11 protein-coding genes and 1 pseudogene are annotated in these 13,527 nt (G+C 41.8%); 3 read left to right on the top strand and 9 right to left on the bottom strand.

Going from position 1 to position 13,527, the window contains the following annotated elements:
* The 3 genes and pseudogenes from ACTJKA_RS04745 to ACTJKA_RS04735 all read right to left on the bottom strand — a co-directional run.
* Positions 1 to 987, bottom strand: a pseudogene (locus ACTJKA_RS04745) (IS3 family transposase); the annotation flags it as partial.
* Between the two features lie 113 nt (positions 988 to 1,100).
* Positions 1,101 to 1,592 carry a DinB family protein gene (locus tag ACTJKA_RS04740; RefSeq protein WP_178896869.1) on the bottom strand — a complete coding sequence of 164 codons (492 nt, stop codon included), beginning with the start codon at positions 1,590 to 1,592 and terminating at the stop codon, positions 1,101 to 1,103.
* A gap of 117 nt (positions 1,593 to 1,709) precedes the next feature.
* Positions 1,710 to 3,323 (bottom strand): M20/M25/M40 family metallo-hydrolase, encoded by a 1,614-nt coding sequence (locus tag ACTJKA_RS04735; RefSeq protein ID WP_268358640.1) that lies wholly within the window; start codon positions 3,321 to 3,323, stop codon positions 1,710 to 1,712.
* Positions 3,324 to 3,463: 140 nt separating this feature from the next.
* On the opposite strand from ACTJKA_RS04735, the gene namA reads away from it, so the two are divergent.
* A complete protein-coding gene (gene namA, locus ACTJKA_RS04730; RefSeq protein WP_024718910.1) occupies positions 3,464 to 4,480 on the top strand; it encodes an NADPH dehydrogenase NamA in 1,017 nt (338 codons plus the stop codon).
* A 119-nt stretch (positions 4,481 to 4,599) separates the two neighbouring features.
* Positions 4,600 to 5,364, top strand: coding sequence for an alpha/beta fold hydrolase (locus tag ACTJKA_RS04725; protein WP_440607640.1), 765 nt, complete (start codon positions 4,600 to 4,602; stop codon positions 5,362 to 5,364).
* Positions 5,365 to 5,409: 45 nt separating this feature from the next.
* On the opposite strand, the gene ACTJKA_RS04720 is transcribed toward ACTJKA_RS04725, so the two are convergent.
* Positions 5,410 to 6,717 (bottom strand): aminotransferase class I/II-fold pyridoxal phosphate-dependent enzyme, encoded by a 1,308-nt coding sequence (locus ACTJKA_RS04720; protein ID WP_035702826.1) that lies wholly within the window; start codon positions 6,715 to 6,717, stop codon positions 5,410 to 5,412.
* A 139-nt stretch (positions 6,718 to 6,856) separates the two neighbouring features.
* Entirely contained in the window at positions 6,857 to 7,786 is a 930-nt protein-coding gene (rnz, locus tag ACTJKA_RS04715; RefSeq protein ID WP_144739967.1) for a ribonuclease Z, read from the bottom strand.
* A 222-nt stretch (positions 7,787 to 8,008) separates the two neighbouring features.
* On the opposite strand from rnz, the gene zwf reads away from it, so the two are divergent.
* Positions 8,009 to 9,484, top strand: a complete 1,476-nt coding sequence (gene zwf, locus ACTJKA_RS04710; protein ID WP_008342269.1) for a glucose-6-phosphate dehydrogenase — start codon at positions 8,009 to 8,011, stop codon at positions 9,482 to 9,484.
* Positions 9,485 to 9,533: 49 nt separating this feature from the next.
* On the opposite strand, the gene ACTJKA_RS04705 is transcribed toward zwf, so the two are convergent.
* From ACTJKA_RS04705 to ACTJKA_RS04690, 4 genes are all read right to left on the bottom strand, one after another.
* Positions 9,534 to 10,256 (bottom strand): GntR family transcriptional regulator, encoded by a 723-nt coding sequence (locus ACTJKA_RS04705; RefSeq protein WP_008342268.1) that lies wholly within the window; start codon positions 10,254 to 10,256, stop codon positions 9,534 to 9,536.
* Between the two features lie 175 nt (positions 10,257 to 10,431).
* Entirely contained in the window at positions 10,432 to 11,838 is a 1,407-nt protein-coding gene (locus tag ACTJKA_RS04700) for a glycoside hydrolase family 1 protein (RefSeq protein ID WP_035390766.1), read from the bottom strand.
* Positions 11,822 to 13,168 (bottom strand): PTS cellobiose transporter subunit IIC, encoded by a 1,347-nt coding sequence (gene celB, locus ACTJKA_RS04695; protein WP_007501108.1) that lies wholly within the window; start codon positions 13,166 to 13,168, stop codon positions 11,822 to 11,824. Before celB ends, ACTJKA_RS04700 begins: the two co-directional genes overlap by 17 nt.
* Positions 13,169 to 13,193: 25 nt before the next feature.
* On the bottom strand, positions 13,194 to 13,526 hold the full coding sequence (locus ACTJKA_RS04690) for a PTS lactose/cellobiose transporter subunit IIA (RefSeq protein WP_017357943.1): 333 nt from the start codon (positions 13,524 to 13,526) through the stop codon (positions 13,194 to 13,196).
* Between the last annotated feature and the right edge of the window lies 1 nt (position 13,527).

The following is a 13,527-nucleotide window of genomic DNA, read 5'->3' as shown; positions in this document are numbered from 1 at the left end:
AATGAAACGATTCGATGGAGGCATTATCAGCGGGCGTCCCTTTACGGGACATGCTCATGGTAATGCCTTTTATATGAACAGCTTTCTGATACTCGTAAGATGTATACACAGAACCTTGATCGCTATGTAACACGCAATTCTCAGGAAGTGCTGGGAGCTGATTAAGTGTGTTTAAGATAAAGTCTGTGTCCTGCTTATCACCAATTGTAAAAGCAATCACTTCTCCATTATATAAATCCAATATACTGGAAAGGTACAATTGTTTCTGTCCATAAGGCAAATACGTGATGTCCGTGACTAGTTTTTCAAGAGGGCGATCAGACTGAAAATTCCGATCCAGTATATTACCAGCCACGGCATAGGGCTGCCCATTCTTCTTACGCTTTTTCATTTTAACCCGGCATTGCCACTGGTTTTTCTGCATGATACGTTGAACAGTTTTATGGTTAATACGCATTCCCATTTTTAGTATGGCTGTGATTTTCCGATAACCATATCGATATTTGTGCTTTCGGCACAACGTGCCGACCTGTTTCTCTAGTTGTCTTTTAGGATGATTCTGAGTCAGATTCTTTTTCCATCTATAATACGAAGTGCGTGAGATGCCTAAATGGACACAGATGTCCTGTACCGTCATCGTTTTGCACAATTCATCTACCAGTTTGATTGACGTTTCCTTATCAACTTCCTTTCCAATTCGTTGTACTTTTTTAAAACCTCATTCTGTTGACTCAAATAGCGATTTTCTGCCTGAAGTCTCTCTAATTCTGAAGAGTACTCGGGACCCTTTCCATAGGTATATTGTTTTCCAACAGGTTGTTCGAACCTGTGTGTATCCCCAGTTTTATGCCATCTCACCCATGTCTGAACCTGCGTCTTATTCTTGATATTCAATTCCTGCATGATCTCTTTCATAGGTACGCCTGCCAATCTCATTTCTACAGCCTTCTGTTTGACTTCAGCCGGATAACTCACTCTTGTCCCCATAGAAAAAACACCTCCATGTTTTATTTCGGATCACAACGATCCGTTTTCAAACTTAAAGGTGTTTTTTATTTGTCTCATCTTTTGGGGTCAGTCCCCTTGATGACAGGTGCTTTTCATCTATCACTCGATGCTCTCATGGACATGATGGCTTTGATTTGATCGAGGTGATGAATTTCATGTAAAGCAATGGTTTCAGCTAATATTTGGACTGTCATTATCCCTTCTTCAGGATGGAGGCCAGAAAAATCCCATGTATCCTTTTCTAATAGTTGTAGTGTTTTGTTTCTGCTCTCTTTTAAGCGCTCGATCAATGCACTGACCTCTTGTGCGGTATACGTTTCATAAGCTCTTCCCTTCACATATATCTCTGGATCATATGATGCGAAAAGCGTGTGCTCATTTGATATTGCCTGCTCTATCCGCTCTGACCAGACTTCTTCTGTATCATACAAATGTCCAACAATTTGTTTAATCGACCACTTGCCTTCCCCAAAAGATTCATCTAATGTAGCCTCATCACATGTCCATACTAACTCCTCAAGCTTACGCAAACTCTCATGAAGTGATGTCATGATCTCTGTTTTTGTTAGTACTCCTGTTTTCACTCTCACAATCCCCTTTCAATTATATGTAAGTATTATTCTATATCATACTCTATTTCTTTAGACAGAAGGTGATTGATATCAAAAAGAAAAGCCCTATCATGACGCTAGGGCTTTCACTTAATTCTTTTCTAATAAAGCATGAATTGTTGATTGTAAGAGCGACGGCAAAACGCCAAAAGAGAATGGGACATGCAGCCGTTCTGTCCATTTGTGCGCATCCTTTCCTAATGGACCAACGTTGATGACAGGAACGTTAAGAGTTTCTTTTTCTCCTTGTGGTAACGAGTAGCCTTTTTGGTATAGCGGCATGTTGGCTGTATAATCGTCTATATCTTGATTTTCAAGCTGTAAGTAGCTTAAATCAGATAAACCAGGAAAATATTTGACTTCTTCTACTTCGATTCCATAGATCTCTTTTGCTTCTCTTTGAATCTTCTTTAAGGTCGTTTGAATATGCAGATCGTTTGTTGAAGAAACAGATGGGTAAAATGGCGGACTATAAAACAACACAATCAGTGCTCCATCTTCCTTACAAAGGGTCGTCAGTTCTGATACAATTTTGGTTGAAAAATCACGATCCCCAAGCTCACCCCGGTTGGCAAAGGCGTAGTTGACAATTCGCTCGACCTCTTGCTTGCCGGATCGTTCAGCAGCTTTTTCGTACAGCTCATGATACGTTAACACCGTGATGTTTGTATCGATGGGTGTAAAATGTTTAAAGCGTTGAAATGCAGCGGTTTTCTGTTTGAGATTGGCTTCGATTTGGGCTGCTGCTTGTTTCGCAGTTTCATAGAGGAGCCCGTGAAGCTCTTCACTAGAGCGGTTCATCATCAGCACATTAAATAAAGAAACAGCCGTGTGAGGCGTTTGAACAGAGTAAGCTTCTTTCAAATCCTTTTGCATCAAATTGGTCGGAGGCGGTGTCACTTCACCATCTACTTCCTCACAATAATCACTATTCAGTTCTAACAGCCTGTTTAATTCAGATACCATAAAATTTGCATTTAATCCTGAGAAGGGCTCACCTACATGTGTTTCAATTCCTTTGCAGAAAAATCCCGCAAGTACCTTCCCTATACTACCTGTATAGATGTATTGGTGCGCATCCCCGGGATACTTTTCAAACATCGGCTCACTGTTTAAACATGCGGTATACTCAAGATCATACATCTCCTTGATTTCCTTTAGTTTCGGAACAGCCTCCAGCATTCCCTGTGAATTCACTTCTTCATCTGGCACTGTGACGAGCAGAATATTTCCTTCAAACCTCCCCGCCATCGCTCTTTCCAGCATGGAAAGCTGGACAGTCAGGCCTGCTTTCATATCCATGGACCCTCGTCCAAACAGCCAGTCACCTGAAGCTAAATCCTCTCTTGCCCTTTTTGGAAGAAGTGCACTTTTTTGAGAAAAGGACGCCATTAACTCTTCGGGCTTACACGCCATATTTTGAAATTCTCCGTAATCCTCTGTATCGACGACATCAAAATGGCTGAGGAGTAAAACAGTACGTGGCAGCGTACTTCGTTTGACAAGTGCCGTTAAAAAATACCGGCCATCTTTCATTGGATGCAAAGCCAAGTGATCAGGATGCTGCTCAAAATATGGCCGCTCCCTCAGCAAGTAATATAAATATTCCGCTAATGCGACTTCTCCCGTTGTACCAGATATGCTTTCATACTGCATCAGAGCTGTGAGTAGCTCCTTTAGTTCACTTTCCGTTTGCCATTTCATCCGTTTATCCCCCTTTGATGTCCATATCTTTCATTATACAAAATCATGTTCAAAAGCTATATGGTTTGAGCACCTTTTATGACGAATGTTTGAATGACTGTTATAATCGGCTATACCATTCTATGAGGAGGCGAAGGTAATTGGAAACAAAGCTTTTTTCACCTTGGACATTAAAAGGTGTCACACTCAAAAACCGCATCGTCATGTCCCCGATGTGTATGTATTCATCCTATGACCGTGATGGAAAATTACAGCCTTTCCACTTTGCACATTATATTTCCCGTGCTCAAGGTCAGGCCGGATTAATTATGGTCGAGGCAAGTGCTGTTTCACCTGAGGGAAGAATTAGTGATCAGGACCTCGGAATTTGGAGTGATGAGCACATTGAAGGATTTGCCTCATTAAACGAACAAATCAAAGCGTACGGAACAAAAACGGCCATCCAGCTAGCCCATGCAGGACGCAAGGCTGAGCTAGATGGTGACATTCTTGCTCCATCCAGCATTCCATTTGACGAGCAATCTAAAACACCTCTTGAGATGTCTATCGATCAAATAAAAGACACAGTTCAGGCGTTTCAAGATGCCGCTGTCCGCGCCAAGAAAGCTGGATTTGACATCATTGAGATTCATGGTGCGCATGGCTATTTGATTAACGAATTTCTCTCACCGCTTGCCAATCACCGGACAGATGAATATGGCGGTTCACCAGAAAATCGTTATCGCTTCTTGAGAGAAGTTGTTGATGCAGTCAATGAAGTGTGGGATGGACCATTATTTGTCCGTGTATCCGCTTCTGATTACACAACAAAAGGACTAGATATTGCAGATTATATTGGCATTGCCGCATGGCTGAAAGAGCAAGGAGTCGACTTAATTGATGTGAGCTCAGGCGCTGTTGTGCAAGCCAGTATTAAAACATTCCCCGGCTACCAAGTCACCTTTGCTGAGAAAATAAGAGAAGGTGCCGGCATCCAAACAGCCGCTGTCGGTATGATCACATCTGGTGTACAGGCCGAAGAAATTTTACAAAATCAGCGTGCTGACTTGATCTTTATCGGCAGAGAATTTTTACGGGATCCGTATTTCCCAAAAACAGCCGCTAAAGAGCTTCGTACATCCATCGAAAGCCCGCGCCAATACGATCGTGCTTGGTAACATCTTTAAGCAAAAAGGTGTCTATTTTTTGAAATAGGCATCTTTTTTGTTTTTAAGAGAAACATCTTTGCCTTTTGTGCCGTCTTTTAGCTAAAGAACCACTTAGAGGAGATGGAAGAATGAACTCGGCATTGATTGAAAGAACGTATCATATAGATGGACATCACTTTTATACAAGGCATCGTCAAGGAAAAAAGCAAGCCACCATTATTTTTGAAGCAGGATATGGAATTTCAGGCGATACGTGGGCGAATATCGCTCGTGATATTGACCCAGAGCTTGGTGTTTTCTTATATGACCGTTTAGGTAATGGAAAAAGCAGCGAAAGCAAAGAAGGAAGAACTTTGCATGATCTTGCGGATGATTTAGATACACTCTTACATCAAGCCAATATTCAGCCGCCATTTCTCATTGTGGCGCACTCATTTGGCTCTCTTGTCAGCCGCTTATGGGCAAGCCGCAGAAAAGAAGATGTTATCGGTATGGTCCTTCTAGACCCAGCAAGTGAGGAGCAAGAGCAGGTCATTCTGCCGCTCTTATCAAAGGAAGAATGCACTTCATATATGGCGCAGTTCACAGCAGAATGTACACATGAGGACTTTGAGCAAATGCTGCGTACGATCAAAGAGGAGCAAACGCATTATGGGATGATGCCCCTTCTTGTCATTTCATCAGGCAAAAGCCGCTTGTTTCATCCAGCACATGAAGCTTGGCTCAGGCTTCATAAACGAATGCTCACATTGTCATCCCAAAGCGGATGGATTCAGGCGCAGAACAGCTCGCACTATATTCATCACGATGAACCACATATTGTGCAGCTTGCGATTTATGATGTATGGTGTGCAGCAAAACAGCCTGCCACTTATTATCAAACAGCTAACTAAAAACAAAAACTCCTTGACCGGACATCAGTCAAGGAGTTTTTTTCGTTATACCGTTGGTGCTGATTGACTTTTCTCAGACAGCAGCTTTTCAATGCTGACAAGCTGAACGCATAACGTAAAGATGTCAATCGCCTGCTCTAGTTCTTCAAGCGTTGGGAACGTTGGCGCAATACGGATGTTACGATCAAGCGGGTCGTTTCCATAAGGATATGTCGCCCCTGCACCTGTTAGTGTCACACCGGCTTCTTTCGCTTTTTGCACAACAGCTTTTGCACAATGATCGAGTGTATTTAAGCTAATAAAATATCCGCCATTTGGTTTGTGCCACTCAGCGATGCCTGTTCCACCAAGCTTTTCATCAAGGATCGAAAGAACGAGGTCAAATTTCGGCTTAATAATCGCTGCATGCTTTTTCATATGTTCCTTCAATCCTTCTGGATTCTTGAAGAAACGAAGGTGTCTTAATTGATTGATTTTATCTGGCCCAATGGTTTGAACTGATAACTGTTTTTGAATAAAGCTGACGTTGTCCTGACTAGATGCCATCAGTGCAACACCCGAGCCTGGGAACGTAATTTTAGAAGTAGAGGCGAACATAAACACACGGTTTGCATGTCCTGCTTTGTCTACTGCTTGAAAAATATCTTTTAACGTATCAGGCGTATCTGTTAGATGGTGGACTGCATAGGCATCATCCCAAAAAATACGGAAGTCGTCTGCTTTTGTCTGCATGGAAGCAAGACGGTCGACAACCTCATCTGAATACGTAATGCCGTCAGGGTTGCTATATTTCGGTACACACCAAATCCCTTTGATGGCTTCATCTTCTGCAACCAATTTTTCTACCTGATCCATGTCAGGTCCATCCGACTTCATATCTACCGTAATCATCTCTATGTTAAAATGCTCACAAATGGCAAAATGACGATCATACCCTGGGCTTGGTGCTAGGAATTTTACCTTTGGAAGCTTGCCCCAAGGTGTTTTGCTGCCATATACGCCGTGAGTCATGGCACGGGCAATTGTGTCATGCATCATATTTAGGCTAGAATTACCGCCAATGATGATTTGTTCTGGCTTCAGATTGAGCACACTTGCAAAAAAATTCTTTGTTTCAGGAAGGCCTGTCAAGCCGCCATAGTTTCGCACATCTGTACCATCCTCAGCTGTCATTGCATCCTTTGATGTCACGACATCGAGCATGCCCATAGATAAATCGAGCTGTTTTGGTGAAGGTTTCCCTCTAGACATGTCTAAGTGTAAGTTTTTACTTTTGTACGTTTCATACTCTTTTTGTCGTGCTGCATATAGGTCATTTAATTCTGCTTCACTTAACGCTGTAAAACCGCTCATCTTTGATTGTGCCTCCCGTATTCTTCATAGTGTAATTCGTCATTTGTTTTTTCTTCACCATTTTACCACTACCTGAAAAAGAGCGTCATCATAAATATCAAAAAAATCACACAACTATTTTTGACGATTCATCCAATTTTTACAGGGTACGGTCAATAGGAAAAGAAAAGAAATCATGTGCAGCTTCAGTCAGCGGGAATATATCGCGGGCTTCTTTGAGTAATTGTTTCATTGACTCTTCCCCTTGGTACCGTGCACTAATATGAGTCAAAATCAGTCTTTTTGCGCCTGCTTCCTGCGCTGTTTTTGCTGCCTGTTCTGTCGTACTGTGATAATAATTATAGGCTAGTTCTGCATCTTCTTTCCCAAATGTTGCTTCATGGACTAACACATCCGCATTCTTGGCAAGCCTTGTTATATTCTCGCACAAACGGGTATCTCCTGAAAATGCAACGATTCTCCCTTTTTTAGGGGGTTCCAAATAATCGGTTCCATCAATCATTCTTCCATCTTCGAGTGTAACGGTTTCCCCATTTTTCAACTTCTGATACAAAGGTCCAGGTTTTACACCGATTTTTTTTAGGTCTTCGGCTTTTAGTGCACCGGGTACATCTTTTTCCACGACCCGATAACCGTAAGCTGGGATCCCATGAGACACTCGTTTTGCTTCTACTTGAAAGGTCTCATCTTCAAAAACGATCCCTTCCTCTATTTCTATGATATGCAGCGGATAAGTCAAATGCGTTTGCGTCGCTGAAAGTGCCGCGTTTACAAAAGCTTTAATGCCGCTTGGACCATATATCGTCAATTTATCCTCTCCGCCTTGAAAGGACCTGCTGCCAAGCAGACCTGGGAGACCATATACATGATCACCGTGCATATGCGTGATAAAGATCTTCTCAATTTTTCTTGGTTTAATCGTTGTATGTAATATTTGATGCTGCGTCGCTTCTCCGCAATCAAAAAGCCACACGGCTTTTCTCTCTTCTAAAAGCTTCAGCGCAGTGCAAGTGACGTTTCTTGTTTTTGCAGGAATGCCTGCACCTGTTCCTAAAAAGAGCAGTTCCATTACGATTTCCTCCTACAGCCGGTATACAATCTCTTCATTCATATAGAATACATGAAGACAGGATAAATGTGAATTCAGCGGAATTTTTGAAAAAAGTCAAACTTGGGCAGAAAAAGTCGAATCAAATGTTTGCTTTACGAACAATGAACCTTTAAAATAAAGAAAATGTACATACATTCTCGGTTTTTACAACAATGCTACGAATAAAGTGAGGTACTTTTCGTGAATACAGAAACTAACTATCCAAAAGCAGTCATTGTCATCTTTGGCGCAACAGGAGACCTTGCAAAACGCAAGCTCTACCCTTCTATACATAGACTTTATCATAGCGGAAAGCTTGGAGATCAATTCGCTGTTGTAGGTGTTGGACGTCGTCCTTGGTCTCATGAAGACCTAAGAGCTGTGGTAAAAGAATCGGTCTCTTCTGATGATGCAGAAGCAAAAGCAGAGGAATTTATTTCTCATTTCTATTACCATGACTTTGATGTCTCAAGCCCTGCTTCCTATCAAGCACTGAACACACTTCTTTCTGGTCTTGAAGATACATACAGTATCCCAAATAACCGGATGTTCTATTTAGCGATGGCACCGGAATTCTTCGGAACCATTGCGAAGTTTTTAAAAAGTGAAGGCGTATCAGAAACGACTGGATGGTCTCGACTTGTCATTGAAAAACCGTTTGGTCATGACCTCCCTAGTGCCAAAACATTAAATGAAGAGATCCGAGATGCATTTACAGAGGATCAAATTTATCGTATTGACCACTACCTCGGTAAACAGATGGTGCAAAACATTGAGGTGATTCGTTTTGCGAATGCGATCTTTGAACCGCTTTGGACAAACCGTTACATTTCAAACATTCAAATCACATCGAGTGAATCATTAGGCGTCGAAGACCGTGCGAGATATTACGAGAGTTCTGGTGCACTGAGAGATATGGTCCAAAACCATATGCTTCAAATGGTTGCACTACTAGCCATGGAGCCGCCGATTAAGCTCAATACAGAGGAAATCCGTAGCGAAAAACGGAAAGCATTGCGTGCGCTTCGTCCATTCTCGAAAGATGAAGTGGATCAATTCTTTGTCCGCGGACAATATGATGCAGGAACGATTGATGGCAATATGGTTCCTTCCTATCTTGAAGAGCAAAATGTGGACCCAAACTCCAACACAGAAACATTCGTTGCAGGAAAACTTCTCATCGATAACTTTAGATGGGCCGGGGTACCATTTTACATTCGTACAGGAAAACGTCTAGAAAAGAAATCCACTCAAATCGTGGTGCAATTTAAAGACATTCCGATGAACCTGTACTACGGAAACGGGAATTCCATGCATCCAAACTTACTTGTGATTCACATTCAGCCAGACGAAGGCATCACCCTTCACCTGAATGCTCGCAAGCTTGATGGCGGAACGTATGCTAAACCAATTAAGCTTGACTATCAAACAAATTACAACGACATCATGAATACACCAGAAGCGTATGAAAAGCTAATTCATGACTGTTTGCTAGGTGATGCAACAAACTTTGCCCACTGGGATGAAGTAGCACTGTCTTGGAACTTTGTTGATCCAATTTCAGAAAAATGGGCTGAAACCAAAACGTTAAAACCAAATTATCCTGCTGGTTCTATGGGACCAAAAGAAGCAGATCAGCTTCTTGAAAAAGATGGATATCACTGGTGGAATATATAAAATTAACAAAAAAGAGCAGTCTCCCGATTGAGGGGGTTCTGCTCTTTTTTTAAAGTCGTGTTTTCGTAATTTCAACCGTTGAAAAATCAAATTTATCATAGCGATGATGGCTAAAGGAATATTCAAACGGCCGGCCTGTGTTTAAATAAGCCACCTGCTCCACTTCTAGCACCGGATCCGTAGGGTCACAGCCTAAATATTGCTGATCAAGCTGATCTGATTTAGCCGCTCTAATTTTTTTGTGCGCTCCTGCTACTTTTAATTGCAGTGTGTTTGTAATGTAGCTATAGATGGAACCCAATAAAACCTCTTCATCTATTCCCTTAATGACATTGACAGGCATAAAGGTTTTTTCTAATACATATGGCTCTTCTTCTACCAAACGGAGCCGAATAATGTCATAGACAGGTGTGCTTGAGTCAATGGATAAATGAGCTGCCACCTCTTCACTTGGAAAATGCACATCAAAGCGAATGATTTGGCTCGTCACGTTTTTATCTGCCATCACTTTCGTGAACCCTTTATTTTCATGACCTGATACGTTGATCGCACCTTGATTTAGTGCTGCCTTCACAATAAATGTGCCATGACCTCTTTTTCTAAAGAGCAGACCTTCCGCCACTAAAAGATCGAGCGCACGCTTCATCGTCATTCTGCTGCATTTAAATTCAGCGGCAAGCGAGTTTTCATCTGGAATGGGTTGATCTTCTGGATAATATGCTGTTCCTATTCTTTTTCTAATTTCTTCTGAAATGAGTTCGTACTTTGTCATCTCACACCACCAACTGACTTGTTTTTTCATATCCTATTATAGCGCTTTCTAGCCTTCCTCTCATTCTACACTAAGCCTAGTGCGCTTAAAAGGTTCGAGCTACTTTCATTTCAATCCTTTCATCTTTACATAAGAAAAATACTTGCCCTTTTCAAGGAAAGAGCAAGTATCTTGATTAGAAACCATTATTCTCTGAAACCGATTGAAACCAGTAGCCACTTTTTTTGATGGTACGTTTCCCGTCTTTCTCAAGGTCCACTGAGACAAATCCATAGCGATTTTTATAGGCATTCGACCATGACCAATTATCCATAAACGTCCACAGATGATAGCCTTTTACATGACTTCCTTCTTGAATGGCTTGATGCACCCATTTAAGATGCTCAGAAATAAAATCAATGCGGTAATCGTCATGAATCATTCCTTCTTCATCTTGAAACCGCTCTTCTCCTTCAACACCCATTCCATTTTCAGAAATAAAGCATTCAATATTCCCATAGTCTGTCTGGACTTTTTTCAATATATCGTAAATACCCTTTTCATAGATTTCCCAGCCGCGGTACACATTCATTTTTCTGCCCGGCATTTCAAAAGAGTCGAAATAATGATCTGGCATAAATGGTGCATCAGGGTGAGGCATATGTTCCTTTGCTTTCACTCTTCTTGGCTGATAATAGTTGATGCCGAGAAGGTCGATCGTGTTCTCTTGAATGAGTTCAAGGTCTCCTTCCTCCATAGCCGGCATCAATCCTTCTTTCTTTAACACGTCCACTAGCTTTTCAGGGAAATGTCCTTTCACAGCTGGATCTAGGAAGGACCGGTTAAAGAAGGCGTCAGCCATCTCAGCTGCTTCGACATCCCGCGGATTCTGGCTTCGCGGATACGAAGGAGTAAGGTTCAGGATAATGCCTATTTTCCCATCCTGCTTCATCTCTTTATAAGCCGCAATGGCCTTAGCATTTGATAAAATCTCATGAAATCCAACTTGCACTGCCTTTTGGAAATCAACTTCGTTTGGATAATGGAAGCTATACATATATCCACCCTCTACAGGGACAATCGGCTCGTTATGGGTAAACCATTTTTTCACCCGGTCGCCAAATAGCTGAAAACACAATGTCGCATAGCTGACATAATCGTCTACGACCTGCCTGTTTACCCATCCTCCCGTCTCCTGAAGCGCCATTGGCATATCAAAATGATACAAGTTCACAAACGGTTCAATGTCACTCGCTATCAGTTCATTGATCACATCATTGTAAAAAGCCACAGCTTCTTCATTAACAGCCCCTTTTCCCTCAGGTAAAAGGCGTGACCATGAAATAGATAGACGAAACGAGTTGTGCCCAATCTCCTTCATGAGGCGGATATCCTCTTTGTATTTACGATAAAATTGCGAGGTTACACCTGGACCGACGCCCTGAAAAAAACGATTCGGCTCTTTTTCAAACCAGTGATCCCAAATGTTCGGTCCCTTTCCATCTCCTGGATAACTGCCTTCTGTTTGGGTAGCAGAGGCAGAAGATCCCCACCAGAAACCTTCTGGAAATGTATATGATTGACTGTTAGTTTCCATCGACATGTATTGAGTCTCCTTCACCTTTGATGTTTGTTTGTTTCGTTTTTTCTGTCGTGACTATTTTTTCATTTTTCACATTCATACGATCAATAAATTTTAGGAACGGGAACCAAATGACAAACACAATCATTAAATTAAACAGCTGAAGCAGACCGCCCGCTAATGAATTTGTTGCCATGACTCCGCTAATAAAGATCGGTACTGTCCATGGAATATTCACGCCTGTCGGAGGCGGCACAATACCTGCGGCCATCGCAAAATAAGAAATACAAGTAATCACCATTGGCGCCAAAATCCACGGAATGAGAATAAGCGGGTTCATCACAATCGGTAAACCGAAGATAATGGGTTCATTGACGTTAAATAAACCTGGTCCTAAGCCGAGCTTTGCTACTTGTTTCAATTGCTTACTTTTAAGGAAAATTAAAATCGTAAACACAACAGCTAGTGTCATACCGGTTCCACCCATACCCACTGTATAGATTTCGATAAACTGCTTGCTGATGATGTTCGGAACCTCACCTGTTTTTGTGTAGCTTTCTAGATTTTGAATGGACAATGTATTCCAAATCGGGTCCATGACAGAGTTGATAATAATTTGACCGTGGAGCCCAAAGAACCAAAGAATTTGTATAAAGAAAATAGCGATCAAGGTCGGAATGATACCGCTTCCAAGTCCGACAAGCGGCGCCTGAATCGCATTGTAAATCAAGTCATGCATGTTGGTTTTGAACCCTTGTGTAATGATGATATTGATCAGTAAAAAGGTTGTGAGTGTCAAAGTAGCCGGGATGAGTGCAGCAAAAGACTTAGAAACAGCTGGCGGAACCCCTTGCGGCATATTGATGACAAATTTCTTTTGGACAAAATAGCGATAAATTTCAGCCGACAAAAAGCCTGTGATCATTCCAAGGAACATTCCCTTTGCGCCTAAACGATCGACTGGGATGACACCTGCAATGGATGCACCGCCCTCTTGCTCTAGTAAAAATGGCGTAAGGAGCAGAAAAGAGGCTAAAGCGATCACACCGCCAAAGACAGCTTCCACATCATAGCTTTTCGATAAATAGTAGCCAATCCCAAATACAACAAACACACTCATAATGCTGATGGTCGCACTCGGTGCAATATTCAGTGCAGACTGAACACCTTCCAGTGCTGTTTGACTCATGATCTTATCTAAAAATGGCAAATTCATTAATACGACCATGATGGAACCAAAAATTGTTAATGGGAACGCAAGCATAAAGGCATCCCTTAATACCCCTAGATAGCGATTGTTGTTCAATCTCCCAGCAATCGGAACCAAAATCGCACTTATTTTATCAAACATTGGTTTCCCCCCTTGTTTACACCCTTTATTGTTTCAATGATTGCAATATCGGTAAGAGCTCTCCCACAAGCTCTTTTATTGTCATCGTTGACATGAAATGATCTTCGGCATGCATGAGCAGCAAGGAGAATGAAATCGTTTCTCCGCTTGCCTCTTGCTGTACCATTTGAAAATGGATATCATGTGCATTCCGCAAGTCATCTTCCGCTTCTTTGAGAAGGTCAGATGCTACTGTTTCATGACCTTCTCTAAATTGTTTAAGAGATTGAAGCAATTTGCTTCGTGCATTTCCGCTGTGTAAGATCAATTGAAAACTGATTTGTTCTTCCGTGAGTCCTTCGAGTGTTTTCTTTTCCATC

This window comes from Bacillus sp. 22190, from assembly GCF_052045575.1.
GTDB lineage: Bacteria > Bacillota > Bacilli > Bacillales > Bacillaceae > Bacillus > Bacillus altitudinis.
Note: the sequence above shows the minus strand (reverse complement) of the source record. Positions and strands in the feature narration are given on the sequence as shown.

Bases quoted from the DNA above. Each gene is read 5' to 3' on its own strand.
- ACTJKA_RS04735 (WP_268358640.1), bottom strand. From the start codon at position 3,323: ATGAAATGGCAAACGGAAAGTGAACTAAAGGAGCTACTCACAGCTCTG.
- ACTJKA_RS04725 (WP_440607640.1), top strand. From the start codon at position 4,600: ATGAACTCGGCATTGATTGAAAGAACGTATCATATAGATGGACATCAC.
- ACTJKA_RS04720 (WP_035702826.1), bottom strand. From the start codon at position 6,717: ATGAGCGGTTTTACAGCGTTAAGTGAAGCAGAATTAAATGACCTATAT.
- rnz (WP_144739967.1), bottom strand. From the start codon at position 7,786: ATGGAACTGCTCTTTTTAGGAACAGGTGCAGGCATTCCTGCAAAAACA.
- ACTJKA_RS04705 (WP_008342268.1), bottom strand. From the start codon at position 10,256: ATGACAAAGTACGAACTCATTTCAGAAGAAATTAGAAAAAGAATAGGA.
- ACTJKA_RS04700 (WP_035390766.1), bottom strand. From the start codon at position 11,838: ATGTCGATGGAAACTAACAGTCAATCATATACATTTCCAGAAGGTTTC.
- celB (WP_007501108.1), bottom strand. From the start codon at position 13,168: ATGTTTGATAAAATAAGTGCGATTTTGGTTCCGATTGCTGGGAGATTG.
- ACTJKA_RS04690 (WP_017357943.1), bottom strand. From the start codon at position 13,526: ATGGAAAAGAAAACACTCGAAGGACTCACGGAAGAACAAATCAGTTTT.